The organism is Actinacidiphila bryophytorum, assembly GCF_016916835.1.
GTDB lineage: Bacteria > Actinomycetota > Actinomycetes > Streptomycetales > Streptomycetaceae > Actinacidiphila > Actinacidiphila bryophytorum.
Genome location: NZ_JAFFIX010000027.1, coordinates 76,746 through 98,437 on the forward strand (window position 1 = coordinate 76,746; position 21,692 = coordinate 98,437).

Sequence of the window (21,692 nt, forward strand, 5' to 3'; positions counted from 1 at the left end):
GTGGACCGAGTCGCGCTGCACGGCCTGAAAGTGCACGGGAACCACGGGGTTTTCCAGCACGAGCGGGAGAACGGCCAGGTCTTCGTGATCGACCTGGTGATGGCGCTGGACACCGCCCCCGCGGCGGCCGGTGACGACCTCGACAGGACCGTGCACTACGGTGTGGTCGCCGAGGAGGTCGCGGCCGTCGTCTCCGGCGAACCCGTCGACCTGATCGAGACCCTTGCCCAGCGCATCGCCGACACCTGCCTGGGGCACGAGGCGGTGCAGGAGGTCGAGGTGACCGTGCACAAACCCGACGCTCCCATCACCGTGCCCTTCGACGACGTGACCGTGACCATCACCCGGAGGCGCCCGTGACCGCCGAATGGCCGGAACAGTCCGCAGACCCCACCGTCCAGCCCGTGCCCGCATCCGTCGTGGCCGCCGTCGACGCGGCCGACAGCACCCTGCAGAACCCCAAGACCGCCGTCATCGCCCTCGGCGGCAACCTCGGCAACCGCCTGGAGACGCTGCAAGGCGCCGTGGACGCCCTGGAGGACACCCCGGGCGTCCGGGTCAAGGCCGTCTCCCCGGTGTACGAGACGGAGCCGTGGGGCGTCGAGCCCGGCACCCAGCCCGGCTACTTCAACGCCGTCGTCCTGATCCGCACCACCCTGCCGCCCGGCTCCCTGCTGGAACGCGCCCACGCCATCGAGGAGGCCTACCTTCGGGTGCGCGCCGAACGCTGGGGTCCGCGCACCATCGACGTCGACATCGTCGCCTACGACCGGGTGGTCTCCGACGACCCGGTCCTCACCCTGCCCCACCCCCGCGCCCACGAGCGGGCCTTCGTGCTCGTACCGTGGTACGACGTCGACCCGGCCGCCGACGTGCCCGGGCACGGCCCGGTCGCGGAACTGCTCGCGACCGTCGGCCGGCAGGGCGTCCAGCGCCGCGACGACGTGGAACTCCGGCTGCCCGAATAATCGTTGCGACCGGTAGACAACAACGACGTGGAGGCGGGCGCTCGGTGAGGACACTGCGGATCAGGATGCTGGCGGGGCTCTTCGCGATCGCTCTGGTGATCGCGTGGTCCATCGCCCGGCTGTGGGACACGGTCGGCACGCTGCCCGGCGTGCCGGTGGCCGCGCCCATCGTCCTGGCCCTCATCGCGGTGGCCCTCTTCGCGACCGCGCTCTCCCTGCGCTCCCGGCTGCGCGCCCAGCGCGAGCGGCGGCCGGGAGCCAAGGGCGTCGACCCGTTGGCCGCCGCCCGGGCGGTGGTCTTCGCGCAGGCCAGCGCGCTGGTCGCTGCGCTGGTCGCGGGTATGTACGGGGGCGCGTGCCTGTACCTGATCATGTACAAGCTGGACATGGACCCCCGGCGGCACCAAGCCGTTTACGCCGGCCTGGCCTTCCTCGCCGGGGTCGCCGTCGTGGCCGCGGCCATATTCCTTGAGCGGATCTGCAAACTCCCGGACGACGAGGACACGCCCCCCGGCGTGCACCACGCCTCCCACCACCGCCACTAGCCCTTCCCCCCGGTGGGGCCTTGTCGCGTAGTTCCGCCTCCAAGAGCTTCGCCTGGGGGCGGAACTGCGCGACCAGCCACCCGCCGGGGGGAGGTCGCGGGGCGGCCCCGAGGGGCAGGTGGGGTGCGGGCAGTTGACCGGCGCGGCTTGGGCGTGGTTTGGTCGAGCCGTGGATGTGTACACGGCTCGGCTCTACCGGAGGGTCCATCTGGACCTGCTCCGGTACGCGGGCTGCGTGTGTACGGCCGCGCGCTGACGCGCGCCTCCGGCCGTCCGTACACCTACGCCTCCAGGGTGGTCACCCTTGTCACGTCAGACGTCACGTACTCCCCTCGCGCCCAGCGCAGCCGAACTGCTCGACTTCGCGCGGCGCACCGCCGCCGACTTCGCGCTCGTGCGGGACCTTCCCCTCGATCCGGAGGGCCGCACCTGGGTGCGGCTCGAAGGGCCCGGCGGGGCCGAGGCCTGGCTCATCGGGTGGCCGCCCGGCGCCGAGACCGGGTGGCACGACCACGGCGGCTCCTACGGCGTGTTCGTCACCGCCGCCGGTGAGCTGACGGAGCAGTCGCTGTCGGTGCCGCTGCCCGGCGAGGGCTGGCGCTCGCTGGAGCTGGCCGAAGGCCTGGACCGCAGCCGGGTGCTGCCGGAGGGCGAGGGCCGGGCCTTCGGGCGGCACCATGTGCACCAGGTCGAGAACCGCTCGCAGCTCACGCATGCCGTGTCGGTGCACGCGTACTACCCGCCGCTGCCGCTGATCCGGCGTTACAGCCGCAAGGGCAGCACCTTCCGCCTGGAGCTGGTCGAGCGCCCGGAGGAGTGGTGATGGCCGGCTCTCTGGACGAGCACCTGGCCGCGCTGCGGTCGACGTACCGCAGGCTCGGCCCGCAGGAGGCGGCGGTGGCGGCCCGGGAGGGCGCGCTGCTGGTCGACATCCGCTACGCGGCCCTGCGGGACCGGGACGGCACGATCCCGGGTGCGGTGATCGTGGAGCGCAACGAGCTGGAGTGGCGGCTCGACCCGTCGGGGTCGCACCGGCTGCCGCAGGCGGTGGCGTACGACCTGCCGGTCGTGGTGGTCTGCAACGAGGGCTACGCCTCCACCCTGGCCGCCGCCTCCCTGCACGCGCTGGGCCTGACCCGGGCGACGGACCTGGCGGGCGGTTTCCAGGCGTGGCGGGCGGCGGGCCTGCCGGTGGCACCGCCGGACGGCACCCCGACGGTTGCGACGCCTTCGGTGGCGGCGGGGTAGTCAGCCCACCGACTCGACCACGGCGCCGTCGCGTACCGACCGGCGCAGGGCCTCGTGCAGCCGGCCGGGGGTGAGCACTCCGACGAAGCGGGTGCCGTCGAGTACGGCGACCCACCCGGCGTCGTACTGGAGCATGACGGAGAAGGCCTGTTTCAGGCTCGCCCCGACCGGCACCCACGCGTCCATGCGCCGGGCGTGGCCGCGTACGGTGCCGGCTCCCTCGGGCGGCAGGGCGGCGGCGGGGACCCAGCCGTGCAGGGCGCCGTCCTGGTCGAGGACGACGCCCCAGCGCGCCCGGTCGGCGCGCAGGCGCGCACCGGCCGCGGCGGTGGGCTCGTCGAGCCGGACGACGGGGGCCGGCTCCAGGTCCGCGGGGGTGACGGGGGTGACCGACAGGCGTTTGAGGCCGCGGTCGGCGCCGACGAACTCGGCGACGTAAGGGGTGGCGGGGGCGCCCAGGACCGTGGCGGGGGAGTCGTACTGCTCGATGCGGCCCTCGCCGTAGACGGCCATGCGGTCGCCGAGGCGTACGGCCTCCTCGATGTCGTGGGTGACGAAGAGCACCGTCTTGCGCACCTGGGCCTGGAGGTTGAGGAACTCGGTCTGCAACCGCTCCCGCACGACCGGGTCGACCGCGCCGAAGGGCTCGTCCATCAGCAGCACCGGCGGGTCCGCGGCCAGCGCCCGGGCCACGCCGACCCGCTGGCGCTGCCCGCCGGAGAGCTGGTCGGGGTAGCGCGGGCCGAACAGGGCCGGGTCGAGGCCCACCAGGTCGAGGAGTTCCGCGGCCCGCGCCCTGGCGGCGGCCCGCTTCCAGCCCAGCAGCGCGGGCACGGTCGCGGTGTTCTCCAGCACCGACTTGTGCGGGAAGAGGCCCACCTGCTGGATGACGTAGCCGATGCGGCGGCGCAGCGCGACCGGCTCCATCGCGGCGATGTCCCTGCCGTCGAGCAGGATGCGGCCGCCGGTGGGTTCGATGAGCCGGTTGACCATCTTCATCGTGGTGGTCTTGCCGCAGCCCGACGGGCCGACCAGCGTCACCAGCTCGCCCGCCGCCACCTCGAAGGCCAGGCCGTCGACGGCGGTGGTGCCGTCGGAGTAGCGCTTGCTGACGTTCTCGAATCTGATCATGTGTCCTCGGCTCCCGGTCTGCCACCGTAGCGCCCGCCGTCCCTGATGTGAGGGATCGCGCATGTATGGGCGTTGTGTGGCGGTGGAACCGGAATGTCGGACCCTGCGGTTAGGCTCGCGCCCATGGCCTCAGAGAACTGCCTGGTCGCCAACGACTGGGTGTGCGGGCAGTACCTGCGCGAATACCGGCAGGAACTCACCGACGCGACGCTCCAGCAGCTGTGGATCACCGCCGTGTCGGTGGCGATCGGGCTGCTCGTCGCCTTCCCGCTCGCGCTGGCCGCCCGCCGCCGGCGGATCGTCGCGGGACCCGTCCTCGCGGCCACCACGATCCTCTACACCGTGCCGTCGCTGGCGATGTTCTCCCTGCTGCTGCCGGTCTTCGGCATCACACCCTGGCTGGTCGTCACCGGCCTGGTGCTCTACTCGCTGACCATCCTGGTCCGCAACATCCTCGCCGGCCTGCAGGCCGTGCCCGCCGACGTGACCGAGTCCGCCCGGGCCATGGGGTACGGGCCGCTGCGGCTGCTCTTCGGCGTCGAACTGCCGCTCGCGCTGCCCGCGGTGATGGCCGGGCTGCGGATCGCCACCGTCTCCACCGTCGCCCTGACCACCGTCGGCGCGATCATCGACTACGGCGGCCTCGGCAATCTGCTGCTGTCCGGCATCGGCAGCAACTTCCGCGCCCAGGTGCTGGCCGCCTCCGTGCTCTGCGTCGTCATCGCCGTACTCGCAGACGTGGCTCTGCTCGGCGTGCAGTGGCTGCTGACACCGTGGAAGCACAAGCGCCGCCGGGCCAGGGCCGGTGCCGCGGCATGAGCGCCGTCGGCGGGGCGTGGGACTGGCTGACCACCGGGGCCAACTGGTCGGGGCAGGAAGGCGTCGTCCACCGCCTCGGCGAGCACCTCTACTTCAGCGGGGTCTCGCTCGCCATCGCCATGGCCCTCGCCCTGCCGCCCGCGCTCCTGCTGGGTCATCACGGCCGCGGCGGCGCCCTCGCCGTCAACGTCTCCAACGCCGGCCGGGCTGTCCCCACCTTCGCCGTACTGACGCTGCTCCTGCTGCTCATCGGCTCCGACAGCGACTGGCCGGTGATCATCGCCCTGGTGCTCTTCGCGGTGCCGCCGCTGGTCACCAACGCCTACGTCGGGGTGCGCGAGGCCGACCCGGACGTCGTCGAGGCGGCCCGCGGCATGGGGATGACCGGCCGCCAGCTGCTGCTGCGGATCGAGCTGCCGCTGGCCTTCCCGCTGATCTGGACCGGTGTCAGAAGCGCCGCCGTCCAGGTGATCGCCACCGCCACGCTGGCCGCACTGGCCGGATTCGGCGGCCTGGGGCGGATCATCACCGCGGGCTTCAACCGGCAGATCACCGCCCAGGTGGTCGCGGGAGCGGTGCTCGTCGCCGTACTCGCCCTGCTGGTCGAAGGCCTCTTCGTGGTCCTGCAGCGCGCCCTGGACCCGATGCGCCGGCGGCCCGCCCGCGCCGCCCCGCCCACCCCCGCCCCCTCACCGTCTGGAGCGACCCGATGATCAACCGACGCGTACGCGCCGCCGGTACGGCACTGGCCGCCGCCCTGCTGCTGACCGCGGCGGCCGGCTGCGGCAGCGGCGGCAAGGACGAACCCGCCGCCGGCGGCGCCGCCCTCGCCACCGGTGCCGCGGCCGCCGCCACCGGCGACCAGGACCTCGTCGTCGGCTCGGCCGGCTTCACCGAGAGCGCGATCCTCGCCGCCATGTACGCCAAGGTGCTCGACAAAGCCGGTTTCCACACCACGGTCAAGACGCTCGCCAACCGCGAGCTGTACGAACCCGCCCTGGAGAAGGGCCAGATCGACGTCGTCCCCGAATATGCCGCGACACTCGCGGAGTTCCTCAACACCAGGGCCAATGGCGCCGACGCCGAGCCGGTCGCCTCCAGCGATGTCACCGCCACCGTCGCCGCACTGACCAAGCTCGCCGACCAGCGCGGCCTCAAGGTGCTCCCCGCGGGCAAGGCCGTCGACCAGAATGCCTTTGCCGTCAGCAAGGACTTCGCCGAGCAGCACCATCTCAAGACCCTTTCCGATCTTGGCGCGTCCAAGGCCAAGATCACATTGGCCGCCGGCGACGAATGCCCCGACCGGCCCTACTGCGAACCGGGACTGAAGAAGACCTACGGCATCGACGTCGTATCCGTGGACCCCAAAGGCGTCGGCACCACCCAGTCCAAGCAGGCCGTCCAGGACGGCACCGACCAGCTCGTCCTCACCACCACCACCGACGCCACCCTCGACCAGTTCGACCTGGTCCTGCTCACCGACGACAAGCACCTGCAGAACGCCGACAACGTCCTGCCCGTACTCAATGCGCAGGACGCCGCCGACCCCAAGGCCGCCGCGGCCCTCGGCAGGCTCACCGCCGTACTCACCACCGCCGACCTCACGGAACTGAACAAGAAGGTCGACGCGGAACGCCAGAAGCCCGGGGATGTCGCCGCCGACTACCTCGACGCCAAGGGGCTGTGATCATCTGACGGGGTAACAGTCCGGGCATTCACCATGCCGCAAAAGGGACACAACGTGCCATGGTGAATGCCCTCCGTATTCGGCCGCCATTAGATACCGGAATCGGGCGGAAAAAGTGTCACCCGCCGCCCCACAGGCCGTCCGCGCACGCTAAATTTCTGGCCATGCCCCGAGGACGCCACCGCCATTCCCAGCCACTGCACCGCCTGCTCCCGCCGCTGAGCGTCGCCGGCAGCGCCGTGGTGCTCGCCGCCGCCTCCCTCGTGGCCGCGGATACCGGCGTCATACGGGTCATCACCGCCGCCACCGCACTCACCGCGATAGCCGGCGCCGCCCTCGCCCGCACCTGGGACCGCTCCGCCGGCCGCGAGGTCGCCGAACTCGAAGCCGCCAGGGTCCGCGAGGAATGGCGCACCGACGAGCGGGTCGCGGAACTGGAAACCGACCTGGAGGAGTCGCGCGACATCCGCGGCCGCCTGGAGAAGAAACTCCGCGGCAAGCGGGCCGAACTCGCCCGGCTCCGCACCGAGCACGCCGACCTCCTGCGGCGGTACGCCACCGCCGAGGCCGAGCGGGCGCGGGCGCTGGAGAAGAACCGGCAGCTGCGGGTCGGCGAGGCGCCGCAGCAGCTCGCCCTCACCGCCGGGACCTCGGCCATCGGGCCTGCGGCCTTCCTCAAGGCCGAGCAGGCGTTGCGGGAGCTGTCACGCAACGCGGCCAGGCAGCAGGCGCAGGCCACGGTCGAGGAAGCGCGCCGCCGCGAAGCGGCGGCACCCGAGGAGCCGCAAGGGCGGCACACCGCGGAATCGCACGCGCGGGCTCTGCCCGTGCGTGAACACCGGCTCGTGCCGGCCGTCGCCGCGGCCGTCCTGCCCTACGCGCAGCCGTCCGCCCCCGGCGGTTCCGGTGCCCGGGCGGTCGGCGGCTTCGACTTCTTCGGCACGCAGAAGGCCCTCCCGCCGGCGGTTTCCACCCCCGACGGGGAGCACGCTCAGGCCGAGCATGCCCAGGCCGAGGACCCGGCCGAGGTCATCGACCTCACCGCTCACGACGACACCGAGCAATTGGACATGTCCGGCCTCCGCGCCCAGGCCTGACGCCTGCGGCGGGCGATCACCTTTCGCCCGGTGGGGGCTTGTCTCGCAGTTCCCCGAGCCCCTTGAGGTCCTGCCCCTTGCGCTGGGCGTTCGCCTTCCCGCCGTCGTGGCTGGTCGCGCAGTTCCCCGCGCCCCTGAAAAACGCTCCCCCTCGCAGGCAGACGGCGCCGCCTGCGCCAGCTCTGCGGGAAGGGGGCACCCCCCAGGGGCGCGGGGAACTGCGCGACAAGCCACGACGCAGCCGCAGGCGAGCGGCCACCGCAAGGGGCAGTTACGGGAGGCGTTCCACCGTCAGGGTGGTGAGGGATTCGGCTGAGGTCAGGATCGTGATCGTGTGGACCTGGGTCGGGGTGAAGGTGAAGGTCAGGACGCGGTAGCGGGGGGTGCCGGGCTCGGCGACGATGCCGACGGTGCCGTCGATGAGGGCGAGGTAGGCGCCGGCCGAGGCGGCGCCGACGGCCGCGTTGCGGGCCACGGCGGCGGCGCCGCGAGTGACCGTCGCGCCGGGCATGTCCGAGCGCGACACCGCGTCGGGGTCGAGCACGGCGACCAGCGCCTCGAAGTCCCCCTCCCGGGCGGCAGCGAGAAACGCACTGACCACCTGCCGCTGCAGCGCGAGATCGGGTTCGGGCGCGACGGGTGCCCCCTGGACGCGGCGCCTGGCGCGGCTGGCGAGCTGCCGGGCCGCGACCGGGGTGCGGTCCACGATGGGCGCGATGTCGTCGAAGGGCACGGCGAACATGTCGTGCAGGACGAAGGCGAGGCGTTCCGCCGGGTCGAGGGTCTCCAGGACGACGAGCATGGCGACGCCGACCGAGTCGGCGAGGACGGCCGCACGCTCGGGGTCGGCGGACTCGGCGGCGCCGGCCGGCGCCGCCGTGAGCGGCTCCTCGCGGCGGGACTTGCGGGAGCGCAGCATGTCGAGGCACACCCGGCCGACGACGGTGGTGAGCCAGCCGGCGAGGTTGGCGACCTCGCCGGTGTCGGACCGGCTGAGCCGCAGCCAGGCCTCCTGAACGGCGTCGTCGGCCTCGGCGGCCGAGCCGAGCATGCGGTAGGCGACCGCGCGCAGGTGGCTGCGGTTGGCCTGGAAGCGTTCTGCCAGTGCCTCGTCGTTCATCGGTCACGTCCTTGCGTAGCGTCGTCGCCACCTTGACGCGTGGCGCACCGCGGATGTGACCGGCCGCCCGCCGGGCTACTTGTCGACGTCGCCGACGACGAAGAACATCGACCCGAGGATGGCGACCATGTCGGCGACCAGCGTGCCGGGCAGCAGCACGGTGAGCGCCTGGATGTTGTTGAACGACGCCGAGCGCAACTTGAGGCGGTAGGGGGTCTTCTCGCCCTTGGAGACCAGGTAGTAGCCGTTGAGGCCGAGCGGGTTCTCGGTCCAGGCGTAGGTGTGGCCCTCGGGGGCCTTGAGGACCTTGGGCAGCCGCTGGTTGATCGGCCCCGGGGGCAGGTCCGTGAGCCGGTCGAGGCAGGCGTCGGCGAGGTCGAGGGCGACGTGGGTCTGTTCGAGCAGCACTTCGAAGCGGGCCAGGCAGTCGCCTTCGGTGCGGGTCACGACCCGCATCGTGTCGGCCAGCTCGCCGTACGCCAGGTAGGGCTCGTCCCTGCGCAGGTCGAAGTCCACGCCTGAGGCCCGGGCGATGGGGCCGCTCACGCCGAAGCCGTGCACGTCCTGCTGGGAGAGGACGCCGACACCGCGGGTCCTGCCGCGGAAGATCTCGTTGCCGAGCACCAGGTCGTCGATGCGGCCCATGCGGGAGCGGACCGCGGCGACGGTGGCCCGCGCGCGGCCGGTCCAGCCGTTCGGCAGGTCCTCCTTGAGGCCGCCGACCCGGTTGAACATGTAGTGCATGCGCCCGCCGGAGACCTCCTCCATCACCTGCTGCAGCTCCTCGCGCTCGGTGAAGGCGTAGAAGATGGGGGTGATCCCGCCCAGCTCCAGGGGGTAGGAGCCGAGGAACATCAGGTGGTTGAGCACGCGGTTCAGCTCGGCGAGCAGGGTGCGGGTCCAGACGGCGCGCTCGGGGACCTCCATGCCGAGCATGCGCTCGACGGCGAGCACGACGCCGAGTTCGTTGGAGAAGGCGGAGAGCCAGTCGTGGCGGTTGGCCAGCATGACGATCTGGCGGTAGTCGCGGGCCTCGAAGAGCTTCTCCGCGCCGCGGTGCATGTAGCCGACGATCGGCTCCGCGGACCGGATGCGCTCGCCGTCGAGCACCAGGCGCAGGCGGAGCACTCCGTGCGTCGAGGGGTGCTGCGGGCCGATGTTCAGCACCATGTCGGTGCCTTCGGCTGCGCCGCCGATTCCGATCGTGGTCTCCGTCATGACCCCATCCTCTCAGCCCGGCCCTCCCGGGCTGCCCGGGTCCCTGGGGGGTGCCCTCTTCCGCAGAGGGGGAGCGTTCTGGGCCGTGTTGTGGAAGTCCCGCCTGCCCCGCGACGCCTGGCACGCACGCTCGCTGCGTTGTCGGAGTCGTCCGAGCAGGCCCACTACGAGGACGACCCTCCGCCTTGCGATCGCACGCACCGGACGCCGCGGGGCCCGCCCTGTGGGCGGACGGCGCTACTTCCAAAACACGGCCCAGGGGCGCGGGGAACTGCGCGCTCGGCCCGGACGAGCGGGAAGAAGGCAACGCCACTGCAAGTGGCAACCGCCTCAGGAGGCGCTGGGGGGACCCCCAGGCGAAGCTCTGGGGGCGGAACTGCGAGACAAGCCACCCGCCGGGGGAAGGTCAGGTCAGGGCGGAAGCCACCGCGGCGAGCGGAGGAGTGGGGGTCAGGGACCAGGTGAAGGTGCCCAGGGCCGAGGGGGAGGTGAGGGTGGCGGCCTGGGTGGCCGCGGCCAGGGCCTGGACGTACGCGGCGGGGGCGGTGGTGGCCAGCGACAGGGGGGGACGGGCCGCGGTCACGCCCAGGGCGCGCAGGGCGGTGCGCTGGGGGACGGGGGTGGCGCCCGGGAGCGAGTCGGCGGCGACGTGGGCGGTGAGGTCGCAGGAGCCGTCGGGCACGGGCGGGACCTGGCGCCCGGCGCGGTAACCGGTGAGGGTGCCGTACTCGGGCCGGCGGGCCAGCTCGTGGGAGTAGTCGACGGCGACGGCGAGCCCGTCGGCGAGGGTGCCGGCCGCGGCGGCCCACGCCTCGTCCCTGGTCCGCCCGATCTCGGCCCGCCCTCCGGGCGGGATCCGCGGCCACCAGCGGCGCAGCCACCGCAGGTCGGCGCCGCCGACCTGCGCCCCGAGCCGCTCGGCCCCGTCGGCGGTGCTGACCTCGACGTAGCGGACGGCGCCGTCCTCGTCGGCCTCGGCCACGTCCAGCGGCACGTTGTCGAGCCATTCGTTGGCGAACAGCAGCCCGCGCACACCGTCCGGCGGCTGCGCGGTCCAGGTGACGCGGGGGTCGAGGCCCGCCGGGCGCGGCGCCAGTTCGACGGCGTAGGCGCGTACCCGCGCGGCCACGGAGGAGGGAAGCGCGTCGAGCACGCCGGCGCACAGCTCGCCGCGGCCCGCGGCCATGTCGGTGAAGACGAGGTCCGCGGGGTGCCCTAGCGCGCTGTCGACCCGGCACAGCAGCTCGGCGACGGCCCGCGCGTACAGCGGCGAGACATGCACTGACGTGCTGAAATGGTCCGCGGGCCGCTCCCGGGTGAAGAAGCCGCCACTGCCGTAGAGCGCCTGCTGCATCGCGGTGCGCCAGGGCAGCCACTGCGGGGTGGGGCTGGTCACACGGAACCTTCCTGACCTGGACTTGCGTCGTAGGGCTGGGCGGTTTGCCACCCGGGGCCGGTAGGGTTCCGGAATACCACAGTGCCGTGGGCGCCGATGCAGGTGGCGGCGGATGTGCGGTAAGGCAGTACGAGGGAGTGGACAGCGGATGACGGCCGGACAGGACGGCACGCCGGAGAACGACGACCCGTTCGGGTACCTCTACCGGGCCGAGGACGGCAGCGAGCAGCCGGCGGCGCCACGCACCTCGTACAACCAGGTGCAGCGGGTCGGCGAGCGGCGCAGCCCCCAGCAGCCCCAGGGGCAGCAGCAGGGCGGGTACGGCTACCCGCCGGCCCAGCAGCCCGGGCAGCCGCAGGGCGGATACGGGTACCCGCAGCCGCAGCAGCAGGCGTACGGCTACGACCAGCAGCAGGGCGGGCAGCAGTACACCCGGCAGCAGCCGCAGTACGCGCCCGCGCCGCAGCCCGGTGACGGCGGTGGCCACCGGGGCGCGGGCCCCGGCCACGGCGGCGGCGACGCGCCCAACCGCAAGGGCCTGCTCATCGCGGCCATCGCGGTGGTGGCCGCGGTCGCGATCGGCATCGCGATCGCCATGAGCCAGGGTGACGGCAAGGGCAACGAGGCCGACAACAAGCCGTCGAGCCCGCCGGTGAGCAGTGCGGCGCCCACGGCGGAGTCGCAGACGCCGTCCGCGTCGCCGACGCCCTTCGCCTCCGACAAGGTCGACGCCAACACCTTCGCGCTGACCGCGCCCGCGGCGACCAGCACGCAGTGGCCGGGGTCGAACGCCGGCACCTACGTCGACAACATGAACCAGGTCGGCGCCGCCGCCACCTGGACGGTCACCGTCCCCGAGGACGGCGCCTACACCTTCTTCATCAGCTACGGGAACGCCGGCCCCGACGCGACGCTCTCGCTCGCCGTCAACGGCAAGATGCGCACCACCCCCGTCAAGCTGAGGAACTACGGCTCCTACACCGACTGGTCGAAGGCGTGGAACAACACCACCTACGCCTACGTCAACCTCACCAAGGGCGAGAACACGCTGGCGCTGAGCTTCCAGGACGGCGACACCGGCGGGGTCAACCTGGACCAGACGTGGCTCAAGCAGGGCCAGGTCACCAAGTAGCCGGCACGACCTCGACGCGCGGCAGCAGCTCCGCGTAGGCGGCCGGGTCGTACTCCCCGGCCGCCGGGGCCAGCACCGTCGCCGCCGACAGGGCGACCGCGCGGGCCAGCCGGGCCGGCCAGGGCAGGCCTTCGGCGAGCCCGGACAGCAGCCCGGCGACCGCGGAGTCGCCGGCGCCGGTCGGGTTGCCGCTCAGCGGCACCGGAGGGGCGGCCCGCCAGCCGCCGTCGTCCTCGGCCACCACCAGCATCCCCTCGGCGCCCAGCGACGCCGCCACCGCCCGCGCCCCCCGCCTGCGCGCGTCCCTCGCCGCCCCCACCGGCTCGGCGAAACCGGTCAGGCCGGCCAGCTCGTCGGCGTTCGGCTTGATCAGGTCCGGCCGTGCGGCCAGGCCGCGCCGCAGCGGCGGGCCGTCGGAGTCCAGCAGGACGTACACGCCGGCCGCGCGGGCCTCGCGTATCAGCTCCGCGTACGCCCCCACCGGGACGCCCGGCGGCAGGCTGCCGCACAACGCCACCGCGTCGGCGTCCCCCGCCGCCAGCAGCTCCCGGTAGACCCGCAGCAGCGCCCCCCACTCGGCGGGCGTGACGGTGGGACCCGGCTCGTTCAGCAGCGTCGCCCCACCGCTGCGGGACTCCACGATCCCGACGGTACGGCGGGTGTGCCCGGCGATCGGCACGAGCGCGTCCGCCAGGCGGGCCGCGTTCGGGTCCGCGGCCAGCCGCCGCCGCACCTCGCCGCCCGCGGGTCCCCCCGCGAACCCCGTCACGGCCACGCGGTGCCCCAACGCCGCCAGCACGCGGGCGACGTTCAGCCCCTTCCCGCCCGCCCGCTCGACCACGTCCAGCACCCGGTGCGCAGCTCGCGGCCGCAGGGCCGGCACCCTGTACGTCAGGTCCAGCGCCGCATTGAGCGTGACAGTAATGATCACGCCCCCATCTTTCCCTCCCCCCACCCGGCCGACCCCGGGGGGCTCCCCGCGATGCCCGCTCCGCAGAGGGCACCCACAAGGGGCGCGGGGAACTGCGCGCCAAGCCCACCACGTACGCGCGGGTCGTCTCCGTCCGAAAGGGGCTGTTCGGTTCGCTCCGGACCACCGGCCGGTGGTGGGTTGCGCGCGCAGTTCCCCGCGCCCCTAAAAACGCTCGCCCTCTGGGCGGAAGTGGGCGTCAGGGGTGCTTCAGCCAGGTGCCCTGACGCATGACGGCCGTGACGTCGTAGGACTCGTCCAGGACGACGAGGTCCGCGTCCATGCCCGGGGCGAGCGTGCCGACGCGGTCGGCGAGCCCGATCAACCGCGCGGGGTTCGTGGAAACCGCGCGGACCGTGTCGGGGAGTGACAGGCCGTCGAGGGTGACCGCGCGCTTGAAGGCGGTGTCCATCGTCAGGGTGGAGCCGGCGATGGAGCCGCCTTCGACGAGGCGGGCGACGCCTTCGAGGACCTCGACCTTGAGCGGGCCGAGGTCGTAGAGCCCGTCGCCGAACCCGGCGGCGTCCATCGCGTCGGTGATGAAGGCGACCCGGTCGGCCCCTGCCGTGCCGAAGGCGAGTTCGAGCACGGACGGGTGCAGGTGGGTGCCGTCGTTGATGAGTTCGACGGTGATCCGCTCGTCCTCCAGGAGCGCCGCGATCGGCCCCGGCGCCCGGTGGGCGAGCGGCGGCATCGCGTTGAAGAGGTGGGTGGCGACGGTCGCCCCCGCCTCGATCGCCTCGACGGTCTGCTCGTACGTGGCGTCGGTGTGCCCGATCGCGGCGATGACGCCGAGTTCTGCGAGCAGCCGTACGGACTCGATGCCGCCGGGCAGTTCGGCCGCGAGGGTGACCATCTTCGCGGTGCCGCGCGCGGCCTCCACGAGCTTGCGCACGTCGGCGGGGTCGGGGTGGCGCAGCAGGCCCTCGTCGTGGGCGCCCTTGCGGCAGGGGGAGATGAAGGGCCCCTCGTAGTGGATGCCGGCGATCTCGCCCTGCTCCACGAGTTCCGAGAGCATCCCGGCCTGCCGGATCAGCGCGTCCATCGTCTCGGTGACGGTGGAGACGACCAGCGTGGTCGTACCGTGCTCGCGGTGGGTGCGCACCCCGGTGAGCACGTCCTCGGCGGTGCCGGAGGTGAAGGACGCGCCGCCGCCGCCGTGGTTGTGGATGTCCACGAAGCCGGGGACGACGGTGTGGCCCGCGGACAGGTCGAGGACGACGTCGTCGGGCAGCGGCCCGGTGTCGGCCGCGATGCGCGTGCCCTCGACCGCGATCCGGCCGCCTTCCACCACACCCGTGGGCAGGACCACACGGGCACCCGCCAGCACCGTGCGCTGCGTTGTCGTTACGGGGGCCATCAGGCGGTTACCTCCACGGAGAGTAGATCCCAGGCGAGCAGGCCGGCGCCCAGGCATCCAGCGGTGTCCCCGAGGGCGGCGGGGACGATGAGGGGGAGCTTCTGGAAGGTGGTGCGCTCCTCGACGGCCGCCCGCAGCGGGCCGAAGAGGGTGTCGCCGGCTTCGGCGAGGCCGCCGCCGATGATGATGACCCGCGGGTCGATCAGGGTGAGCCCGGTGACCAGGCCGGCGGCCAGCGCGTCGACGGCGTCCCGCCAGACCTCGGTGGCGCGCGGGTCGCCGGCTTCGACGGCGCGTGCGCAGTCGGCGGCGTCGGCTTCGGGGTCGCCGCTGGCGGCGGCCCAGGCGCGGGAGACGGCGCCGGCGGAGGCGAGGATCTCCATGCAGCCGTACTGCCCGCAGGTGCACTCGGGTCCGCCGGGGCGTACGACGCAGTGGCCGAGTTCGCCGGCGAAGCCGTGGGCGCCGGCCTCGATGCGCCCGTCGATGCCGATGGCGCCGGCGATGCCGGTGCCCAGGGCGAGGAAGAGGAAGCGGTCGGTGCCGCGGCCCGCGCCGATGCGGCCTTCTGCGAGGCCGCCGCTGCGTACGTCGTGGCCGAGGGCGACGGGTACGCCGTCGAGCCGTTCCGACAGCAGCGCCCGCAGGGGCACGTCCTTCCAGCCGAGGTTGGAGGAGTACGCGGCGATGCCGTTGACGTCGTCCACGATGCCGGGCACGGCGACGCCCGCGGCGGCGGCTCCTTCGCCGTACGCGCGGGCACCGTGGGCGCGCAGGTCCGCGGCGAAGTCCAGGATCGCGGTCACGACGGCGTCGGGGCCGTGCTCCCTGCCGGTGGGCCTGCGGTCCTCGTGCAGCAGGGTGCCGTCGGCTGCTACCAGCGCGGCCTTCATCCCGGTGCCACCCACATCAAGGGCGATGACATGTCTCACGGGGACAGTCTCGCGGGTAACCCCTGTAAAGGTCTAGTCCACTCGTCGAGGAAGATCCGTGGCGTCATACCGCGACCCGCTGAATGACGGATTCCGGCGGTGGTGTAGACCTTGGGTGAACCTGTGGGGAAGACTCTGCGCTTCCGCGGACCCTCCATCCTCGAAAGCGGTAACCGGAGCATGAGCGTGCAGCGACGAAGACTTGTCAGCCTTGTGGCGTCCGGACTCGGCACCGTACTCGCCGCGACCGGCCTCAGCGCCTGCAGCGGCAGCTCGGACAAGGACGTCACCTTGCGCCTGGTCGCCGCCGACTACGGCGACCCCAAGACGCACAACAGCTCGACGGAGTACTGGAACGCCCTCGTCAAGTCCTTCGAGCAGAAGAACCCGCACATCAAGGTCGACGTGCAGGTCGTCGACTGGGACCACGTCGACGCCAAGGTCGCGGCCATGGCCAAGGCCGGCCAGGCCCCCGACATCGCGCAGATCGGCTCCTACGCCGACTACGCGTCCAAGGGCATGCTCTACGCGGCCGACGACCTCTTCCCGATCAGCATGCAGGCCGACTTCATCCCCTCGCTGGTCAAGGCCGGCTCGGTCCGCCGGGTGCAGTACGGCCTGCCGTGGGCGTCCAGTTCGCGGCTGTTCTTCTACAACAAGGCCCTGTTCAAGCAGGCCGGCATCAAGAAGGCGCCGGCGACCTGGGCGGACGTCGCACGCGACGCGGGCAGGCTCAAGGACCACGGCGTCAAGGTGCCCTACGGGCTGCCGCTGGGCACGGAGGAGGCGCAGGCCGAGTCCCTGATGTGGATGCTCGGCGCCTCCGGCGGCTACACCGACACCGTCGGCGGCTACACCTTCGACTCCGTCGAGAACGTCGCCGCCTTCACCTGGGTCAAGGACAACCTCGTCGCGAAGGGCCTCACCGGCCCCGGCGACCCCGCCAAGACCAACCGCCGCACCGTCTTCTCCGACTTCCTGTCCGGCGACGCCGCCATGATCAACGGCCACCCGACGCTGCTCGCCCAGGCCAAGGCCGCGCACATCGACGTCGGTGTCGCCGCGCTGCCCGGCGAGCGCGGCCCGCTGTCCGACACGCTGGGTGTGGCCGACTGGATGATGGCGTTCAAGCAGAAGGACGACCACCTCAAGGCGGACAGCGCCTTCCTGCAGTACGTCTACAGCCCGGAGAACTCGCTGAAGTTCCTGGAGCAGTACGGCCTGCTGCCGGTGACCACCAGCGCCTCGCAGGCGATGGAGCACAACCCCAAGGACGCGGACCTGCTGCAGTTCCTCGACCGGCTGCCCGACGCGGTCTTCTACCCCGTCGACAAGACCTCCTGGGGGCCGGTCAGCGACCAGGTCAAGAAGACGATCGGCTCCGCCGTGGACGGCGACCCCAAGCAGGTGCTCGGCGTCCTGCAGCGGTTCGCCACCGCGCAGGGCGGGAAATAGGCCCTTCGTGAGCCAAGAGGAGCTGTCCGCGCGGGACATCGAGGTCCTGGACTTCGCGTCCAGGACCTGGTCGGGCCCGGGCGCCCGCGACCGCGCGATACGCGAACGCCTCGGCATCTCCCCGACCGCCTACCTCCAGCTCCTCAACGCCCTCCTCGACGACCCCCGCGCCCTGGCCCACGCCCCGGTCACGGTCAACCGCCTCCGCACCACCCGCGCCGAGCGCCGCCGCGAGCGCTGAGGTTTCCTTCGACCTTCCCGCCGTCGTGGCTGGTCGCGCAGTTCCCCGCGCCCCTTCAAAAACGCTCACCCTCCGGGAAGAGGGCAAGCCAAAAGGGGCGCGGGGAACTGCGCGCCCAATCACCCACGCACCGAAAGGTGCAAGCCCACAGCAGTGGCACCCACCTGGGGGCGCGGGGAACTGCGCGACAAGCCCACCACTGGGAGAAGGTCCCGCGACGACAGCCGCACCCCCCGTGGGGGGGACCGGTAAGGTCAAGGCATGGCTTCCGCGGAGATCCCGACCCCCACCACTCCCGAAGGAAAAGAAGGCCTGGCAGCACTGCTGTCGCACCCGCAGCGCGCGGTCGTCGCGCTGGACTTCGACGGCACACTGGCCCCGATCGTCCCCGACCCCGAGCAGGCCCGCGCCCACCCGGGCGCGGTCCCGGCGCTGGCACGCCTGGCGCCCCACCTCGCGGCGGTGGCCGTGGTCACCGGCCGCCCGGCCGGGGTCGCGGTCCGCTACGGCGGCTTCGCCGGGGTCCCGGCCCTGGACCACCTGGTGGTGCTCGGCCACTACGGCGCCGAGCGCTGGGACGCGCACACCGCCGAGGTGCACAACGCGGGGGCGCACCCCGGCGTCACCGCGGTCCGCGCGGAACTGCCCGGCTTCCTCGACCGCAACGGCGCCTGGCAGGGCACCTGGATCGAGGACAAGGCCGGCCGGGCGGTCGCCGTCCACACCCGGCGTACGGAGGACCCGGACGCCGCCTTCGAGGCGTTGCGCGCCCCGCTGTCCCAACTGGCCGCGGACCACGGCCTGGTGGTCGAGCCGGGGCGCTACGTCCTGGAGCTGCGCCCGCCGGGCGTGGACAAGGGCGTGGCCTTGGCGGCGTACTTGCGCGAGGTGGACGCGGGCTGCGTCCTCTACGGCGGTGACGACCTCGGCGACCTCGCCGCCTATGCCGCGGTGCACGAACTGCGCCAACAGGGCCTGCCCGGGGTGCTGGTGGCCAGTGCGGGCGGCGCCGACTCGCCCAAGGAGCTGACCTCGCAGGCCGACCTGGTCGTCCCCGGCCCGGCCGGAGTCGTCGCGTTGCTCGACGCCATCGCCGACGCGATCACGCCTCCAGCGCGCTGACCTGGTCCAGGAACCACTGCGTCGGCGGCAGTGCGGTCGCCGCCGCCGCGAGGCGCTTGGTGCGGTCGGCGCGCTCGGCGTCGGGGAGGGTCAGGGCGTCGTTCAGCGCCTGGGCGGTGGCGCTGACGTCGTAGGGGTTGACGACGATCGCGTCGCCGCCCAGCTCCTCGTACGCGCCCGCCTCGCGGGACAGCACCAGGGCGACGCCGTTGTCCGACACCACCGGCATCTCCTTGGCGACCAGGTTCATGCCGTCCCTGATCGGGTTGACCAGCGCCACGTCCGCGAGGCGGTACGCCGCCAGCGAGCGCGGGAAGTCGTCGTCGACCTTGAGCAGCACCGGCTGCCAGTCGGCGGTGCCGAACTCCTCGTTGATCTCGGCGGCGACCCGGCCGACCTCCTCGGTGTACTCGCGGTACACCGCCAGGTCCTGGCGCGAGGGGTAGGCGAAGGCCACGTGCACCACCCGGCTGCGCCAGCCGGGGCGGTCCGTCAGCAGCCTGCGGTACGCGTACAGGCCGCGCACGATGTTCTTCGACAGCTCGGTGCGGTCCACCCGGACGACGAGCTTGCGCCCCGGGCCTGCCTCGGCCCGCAGCGCGGCCATCCGCTCGGCCACGTCGTCGCGGGCGGCGCGCTCGCGCAGGAAGTCGGCGTCCGCGCCCAGGCCGTGCACGCCGAGCCGGGTCGTACGCCCGCGGTGCGTCACCTCGCGGCCGTCCGCGGAGACCTCCGCGCCCAGGACGTCGGCGCAGCACGCGGCGAAGGCGTCCGCCCAGCGGCGGGTCAGGAAGGCGGCGCGGTCCGAGCCGAGGATGCCGTCGAGGACGGCCGCCGCGATGTCGTCGGGCAGCAGCCGGAAGTAGTCCGGCGGTGCCCACGGGGTGTGCGAGAAGTGCCCGATGCGCAGGTCGGGGCGCCGCGCCCGGAGCAGCGCCGGGACCAGGGCCAGGTGGTAGTCCTGCACCAGGACGGACGCCTGCGGTGCGGCCTCCTCGGCCAGGGCGTCGGCGAAGGCGGCGTTGTACGTCTCGTAGGCCGCCCACTGGTGGCGGAAGTCCTCGTCGAAGGCGGGTTCGAGGGGGGTCTGGTAGAGCATGTGGTGCACGAACCAGAGCACCGAGTTGGCGATGTCGTTGTAGGCCGCGTGGAAGACGGCCGGCTCGACGGAGATCATCCGCGAGCCGGGTTCCGCGGTGCCGCGGCGCACCGCCTCCCGGTCGCCGTCGGTGAGGGCGGCGCACACCCACAGCGACTCACCCGCGGAGTCGATCGCGCTCAGCCCGGACACGACACCGCCGCCGCCGCGTCTGCTGCGCAGCTCACCGTCGTCCCCGACGCTGTAGGCCACCGGGCCGCGGTTGGACGCGACCAGAATCCGGGCAGCACGCGACGATCCGTCCATGCGCCGAGCCTTGCCACGTAGTGCCCGCCTCAAACCTCCCGGGCCACCCCGCCCCCGCATGCCCCTTCCGTAATCCGCCAGCCCCTCCGGGGCGCGGGTGTGCGTTGCCCTTGCGCAGGGCGGCGAGCCTTTTCAGGCCGCGACGTCCCGGGCGGTCCCCTTCCGCAGGGGGTGCTTCTTGCCGGCCGCGCGGCCTGAGCTGGGTGCCCATGCGTAGGGCGGTGCTTTTCAGGGGCGCGGGGAACTGCGCGCCAAGCCCCCACCGGGCGCGCGGGTCGTCACCGCCCCGAAGGGGCTGTTCCTGTCGGAGCCGGACCACCGGCCGGTGAGCGAAGCGAGTGGGGGCACCTCCAGGCGAAGCGCTGGGGGAGGGCTGCGCGCGCGGTTCCCCGCGCCGCTGAAAACGGTCACCCTCTGTCGCAGAGGGCAAGCCATCAGGGGCGCGGGGAACTGCGCGCCAAGCCCCCACCGGGCGCGCGGGTCGTCACCGCCCCGAAGGGGCTGTTCCTGTCGGAGCCGGACCACCGGCCGCGAGCGAAGCGAGATGGGGGCACCCCCAGGCAAAGCCCTGGGGGAGGCTGCGCGCGCGGTTCCCCGCGCCGCTGGAGAGCACCGCCGACCGCAGCGGCACCCCCTGGCGGGAACCCGCCCCGGAGGGGCTAGGCCGTGTTTTGGAAGTCCCGCCTGCCCCGCGACGCCTGGCACGCACGCTCGCTGCGTTGTCGGAGTCGTCCGAGCAGGCCCACTACGAGGACGACCCTCCGCTTTGCGATCGCACGCACCAGACGCCGCGGGGCCCGCCCTGTGGGCGGACGGCGCTACTTCCAAAACACGGCCTAGGCAGCCGGGCGGCTGAGGTATTCGGGGACGTTCAGCATCGGGGGGCGTTCCTCGGTGTCGACCGGGTGGGTCGAGGGGACGAAGCGGCCGGACGCGCGGTCGTACTGGGTGAGGGCCGGGCGGACCAGGTGGGCGCGGCCGGCGAGGCGGAGGTGCGCGGTGCGGTAGATGGCCGCGGCCATGCGCCCCAGCGCCTGGCCGTCCTGGTGGCGGTGGTGTCGCACACCGACGTCCACCTGGCCGAGCGCGTCGAGGCCGGCGAGGGCGAGGGAGTCGATGAGCATGCCCAGCTCGACGCCGTACCCGACGGGGAAGGGGAGCTGTTCCAGGAGCGTGCGGCGGGCCGCGTACTCGCCGCCGAGGGGCTGGACGAAACCGGCCAGCCGCGGCCAGTGGAGGTTGAGCAGGGGGCGGGCGACCAGCTCGGTGACCCGCCCGCCGCCGGCGGGCACGACGGCGCCGCCGGTCTCCAGCGGGCGGTCGTACATCGCCTTGACCAGCTGCACCGCCGGCTCGGTGAGCAGCGGCCCGACGATCCCCGACACGAAGCGGGAGTCGAACTCCCGCAGGTCCGCGTCCACGAAGCACACGATCGCCCCGCTGGTGACCAGCAGCGACCGCCACAGCACCTCGCCCTTGCCGGCGACGGCCGGCACCCTCGGCAGGATGGCGTCCCGCGCGACGACGGTGGCGCCGGCGTCCGCGGCGACGCGGGCGGTGGCGTCGCGGGACCCGGAGTCCACGACGACGACCTCGTCGACCAGCGGCACGTCCGCGGTCATGAGGTCGCGCCTGATGACCTCGACGATCGCGCCGACGGTCGCCTCCTCGTCCAGCGCGGGCAGCACCACGCTGACGGTCCCCGCGGGACCGGCCGCCCGCTTCGCGGCGAGCAGCAGGTCGAGCGGCCGGTCGGCGGCCGACCAGGAGCGGCGGGCCAGCCAGCTCTCCACCTCTTCGAGCACGTGCGCGTCTCCTGTGTGATCCATCTCGCGGTTCGGACGAC

The 21,692-nt window shown here is 73.1% G+C and carries 22 protein-coding genes; 13 read left to right on the forward strand and 9 right to left on the reverse strand.

Annotated features, from left to right (window positions below; all coding sequences use genetic code 11):
• From folB to JT723_RS29545, 5 genes are all read left to right on the forward strand, one after another.
• Complete coding sequence (gene folB, locus JT723_RS29525) at positions 1-360, forward strand: dihydroneopterin aldolase (protein WP_205047895.1); 360 nt, start codon at positions 1-3, stop codon at positions 358-360.
• On the forward strand, positions 357-968 hold the full coding sequence (gene folK, locus JT723_RS29530) for a 2-amino-4-hydroxy-6-hydroxymethyldihydropteridine diphosphokinase (protein WP_251513000.1): 612 nt from the start codon (positions 357-359) through the stop codon (positions 966-968). The genes folB and folK overlap by 4 nt, the downstream gene beginning before the upstream one ends.
• A 44-nt stretch (positions 969-1,012) precedes the next feature.
• Positions 1,013-1,513, forward strand: coding sequence for a DUF3180 domain-containing protein (locus JT723_RS29535; RefSeq protein ID WP_205047896.1), 501 nt, complete (start codon positions 1,013-1,015; stop codon positions 1,511-1,513).
• Positions 1,514-1,817: 304 nt separating this feature from the next.
• The gene (locus tag JT723_RS29540; RefSeq protein ID WP_205047897.1) at positions 1,818-2,336 is read left to right on the forward strand and encodes a cupin domain-containing protein; all 519 of its coding nucleotides are present in this window, start codon (positions 1,818-1,820) and stop codon (positions 2,334-2,336) included.
• Positions 2,336-2,761 carry a rhodanese-like domain-containing protein gene (locus tag JT723_RS29545; protein ID WP_205047898.1) on the forward strand — a complete coding sequence of 142 codons (426 nt, stop codon included), beginning with the start codon at positions 2,336-2,338 and terminating at the stop codon, positions 2,759-2,761. Before JT723_RS29540 ends, JT723_RS29545 begins: the two co-directional genes overlap by 1 nt.
• Here JT723_RS29545 and JT723_RS29550 read toward each other — a convergent pair whose 3' ends face one another.
• Complete coding sequence (locus JT723_RS29550) at positions 2,762-3,892, reverse strand: ABC transporter ATP-binding protein (RefSeq protein ID WP_205047899.1); 1,131 nt, start codon at positions 3,890-3,892, stop codon at positions 2,762-2,764. It lies immediately after the preceding gene.
• A 123-nt stretch (positions 3,893-4,015) separates the two neighbouring features.
• On the opposite strand from JT723_RS29550, the gene JT723_RS29555 reads away from it, so the two are divergent.
• The 4 genes from JT723_RS29555 to JT723_RS29570 all read left to right on the forward strand — a co-directional run bounded on the left by JT723_RS29555 (position 4,016) and on the right by JT723_RS29570 (position 7,495).
• On the forward strand, positions 4,016-4,711 hold the full coding sequence (locus JT723_RS29555; protein WP_205047900.1) for an ABC transporter permease: 696 nt from the start codon (positions 4,016-4,018) through the stop codon (positions 4,709-4,711).
• On the forward strand, positions 4,708-5,424 hold the full coding sequence (locus JT723_RS29560; RefSeq protein ID WP_205047901.1) for an ABC transporter permease: 717 nt from the start codon (positions 4,708-4,710) through the stop codon (positions 5,422-5,424). The genes JT723_RS29555 and JT723_RS29560 overlap by 4 nt, the downstream gene beginning before the upstream one ends.
• The gene (locus JT723_RS29565; protein WP_205047902.1) at positions 5,421-6,398 is read left to right on the forward strand and encodes an ABC transporter substrate-binding protein; all 978 of its coding nucleotides are present in this window, start codon (positions 5,421-5,423) and stop codon (positions 6,396-6,398) included. The genes JT723_RS29560 and JT723_RS29565 overlap by 4 nt, the downstream gene beginning before the upstream one ends.
• Before the next feature lie 164 nt (positions 6,399-6,562).
• Positions 6,563-7,495 carry a hypothetical protein gene (locus tag JT723_RS29570; RefSeq protein ID WP_205047903.1) on the forward strand — a complete coding sequence of 311 codons (933 nt, stop codon included), beginning with the start codon at positions 6,563-6,565 and terminating at the stop codon, positions 7,493-7,495.
• Positions 7,496-7,766: 271 nt separating this feature from the next.
• On the opposite strand, the gene JT723_RS29575 is transcribed toward JT723_RS29570, so the two are convergent.
• The 3 genes from JT723_RS29575 to JT723_RS29585 form a co-directional block, all read right to left on the reverse strand.
• Positions 7,767-8,615: a sigma-70 family RNA polymerase sigma factor gene (locus JT723_RS29575; protein WP_205047904.1), complete on the reverse strand. Its 849-nt coding sequence runs from the start codon at positions 8,613-8,615 to the stop codon at positions 7,767-7,769.
• A 75-nt stretch (positions 8,616-8,690) separates the two neighbouring features.
• Entirely contained in the window at positions 8,691-9,833 is a 1,143-nt protein-coding gene (locus JT723_RS29580) for an NADH-quinone oxidoreductase subunit D (RefSeq protein WP_205047905.1), read from the reverse strand.
• Positions 9,834-10,239: 406 nt separating this feature from the next.
• Positions 10,240-11,187 carry an SAM-dependent methyltransferase gene (locus tag JT723_RS29585; RefSeq protein WP_205047945.1) on the reverse strand — a complete coding sequence of 316 codons (948 nt, stop codon included), beginning with the start codon at positions 11,185-11,187 and terminating at the stop codon, positions 10,240-10,242.
• Between the two features lie 190 nt (positions 11,188-11,377).
• Between JT723_RS29585 and JT723_RS29590 the strand changes: the two genes are divergently transcribed.
• Positions 11,378-12,361 carry a carbohydrate-binding protein gene (locus tag JT723_RS29590; RefSeq protein ID WP_205047906.1) on the forward strand — a complete coding sequence of 328 codons (984 nt, stop codon included), beginning with the start codon at positions 11,378-11,380 and terminating at the stop codon, positions 12,359-12,361.
• On the opposite strand, the gene JT723_RS29595 is transcribed toward JT723_RS29590, so the two are convergent.
• From JT723_RS29595 to JT723_RS29605, 3 genes are all read right to left on the reverse strand, one after another.
• Entirely contained in the window at positions 12,351-13,292 is a 942-nt protein-coding gene (locus JT723_RS29595) for a 1-phosphofructokinase family hexose kinase (protein WP_205047907.1), read from the reverse strand. The genes JT723_RS29590 and JT723_RS29595 overlap by 11 nt on opposite strands.
• A gap of 238 nt (positions 13,293-13,530) precedes the next feature.
• On the reverse strand, positions 13,531-14,691 hold the full coding sequence (gene nagA, locus JT723_RS29600) for an N-acetylglucosamine-6-phosphate deacetylase (protein ID WP_205047908.1): 1,161 nt from the start codon (positions 14,689-14,691) through the stop codon (positions 13,531-13,533).
• Positions 14,691-15,623: an ROK family protein gene (locus tag JT723_RS29605; RefSeq protein WP_205047909.1), complete on the reverse strand. Its 933-nt coding sequence runs from the start codon at positions 15,621-15,623 to the stop codon at positions 14,691-14,693. Before JT723_RS29605 ends, nagA begins: the two co-directional genes overlap by 1 nt.
• A gap of 180 nt (positions 15,624-15,803) precedes the next feature.
• On the opposite strand from JT723_RS29605, the gene JT723_RS29610 reads away from it, so the two are divergent.
• The 3 genes from JT723_RS29610 to otsB all read left to right on the forward strand — a co-directional run bounded on the left by JT723_RS29610 (position 15,804) and on the right by otsB (position 18,441).
• Positions 15,804-17,078, forward strand: a complete 1,275-nt coding sequence (locus JT723_RS29610; RefSeq protein ID WP_205047910.1) for an extracellular solute-binding protein — start codon at positions 15,804-15,806, stop codon at positions 17,076-17,078.
• 7 nt (positions 17,079-17,085) lie between these two features.
• On the forward strand, positions 17,086-17,319 hold the full coding sequence (locus JT723_RS29615) for a DUF3263 domain-containing protein (protein WP_205047911.1): 234 nt from the start codon (positions 17,086-17,088) through the stop codon (positions 17,317-17,319).
• Between the two features lie 261 nt (positions 17,320-17,580).
• On the forward strand, positions 17,581-18,441 hold the full coding sequence (otsB, locus tag JT723_RS29620) for a trehalose-phosphatase (protein ID WP_205047912.1): 861 nt from the start codon (positions 17,581-17,583) through the stop codon (positions 18,439-18,441).
• Here the strand turns inward: otsB and JT723_RS29625 are convergent.
• Both JT723_RS29625 and JT723_RS29630 read right to left on the reverse strand, forming a co-directional pair.
• Complete coding sequence (locus JT723_RS29625; RefSeq protein ID WP_205047913.1) at positions 18,422-19,846, reverse strand: alpha,alpha-trehalose-phosphate synthase (UDP-forming); 1,425 nt, start codon at positions 19,844-19,846, stop codon at positions 18,422-18,424. The genes otsB and JT723_RS29625 overlap by 20 nt on opposite strands.
• Before the next feature lie 836 nt (positions 19,847-20,682).
• Positions 20,683-21,651: a glucosyl-3-phosphoglycerate synthase gene (locus tag JT723_RS29630; protein ID WP_205047946.1), complete on the reverse strand. Its 969-nt coding sequence runs from the start codon at positions 21,649-21,651 to the stop codon at positions 20,683-20,685.
• Between the last annotated feature and the right edge of the window lie 41 nt (positions 21,652-21,692).

Excerpts from the sequence above, each read along its gene's own strand:
- JT723_RS29545 (WP_205047898.1), top strand. The coding sequence starts at position 2,336 with ATGGCCGGCTCTCTGGACGAGCACCTGGCCGCGCTGCGGTCGACGTAC.
- JT723_RS29550 (WP_205047899.1), bottom strand. The coding sequence starts at position 3,892 with ATGATCAGATTCGAGAACGTCAGCAAGCGCTACTCCGACGGCACCACC.
- JT723_RS29555 (WP_205047900.1), top strand. The coding sequence starts at position 4,016 with ATGGCCTCAGAGAACTGCCTGGTCGCCAACGACTGGGTGTGCGGGCAG.
- JT723_RS29560 (WP_205047901.1), top strand. The coding sequence starts at position 4,708 with ATGAGCGCCGTCGGCGGGGCGTGGGACTGGCTGACCACCGGGGCCAAC.
- JT723_RS29565 (WP_205047902.1), top strand. The coding sequence starts at position 5,421 with ATGATCAACCGACGCGTACGCGCCGCCGGTACGGCACTGGCCGCCGCC.
- JT723_RS29570 (WP_205047903.1), top strand. The coding sequence starts at position 6,563 with ATGCCCCGAGGACGCCACCGCCATTCCCAGCCACTGCACCGCCTGCTC.
- JT723_RS29575 (WP_205047904.1), bottom strand. The coding sequence starts at position 8,615 with ATGAACGACGAGGCACTGGCAGAACGCTTCCAGGCCAACCGCAGCCAC.
- JT723_RS29580 (WP_205047905.1), bottom strand. The coding sequence starts at position 9,833 with ATGACGGAGACCACGATCGGAATCGGCGGCGCAGCCGAAGGCACCGAC.
- JT723_RS29585 (WP_205047945.1), bottom strand. The coding sequence starts at position 11,187 with ATGCAGCAGGCGCTCTACGGCAGTGGCGGCTTCTTCACCCGGGAGCGG.
- JT723_RS29590 (WP_205047906.1), top strand. The coding sequence starts at position 11,378 with ATGACGGCCGGACAGGACGGCACGCCGGAGAACGACGACCCGTTCGGG.
- nagA (WP_205047908.1), bottom strand. The coding sequence starts at position 14,691 with ATGGCCCCCGTAACGACAACGCAGCGCACGGTGCTGGCGGGTGCCCGT.
- JT723_RS29610 (WP_205047910.1), top strand. The coding sequence starts at position 15,804 with ATGAGCGTGCAGCGACGAAGACTTGTCAGCCTTGTGGCGTCCGGACTC.
- otsB (WP_205047912.1), top strand. The coding sequence starts at position 17,581 with ATGGCTTCCGCGGAGATCCCGACCCCCACCACTCCCGAAGGAAAAGAA.
- JT723_RS29625 (WP_205047913.1), bottom strand. The coding sequence starts at position 19,846 with ATGGACGGATCGTCGCGTGCTGCCCGGATTCTGGTCGCGTCCAACCGC.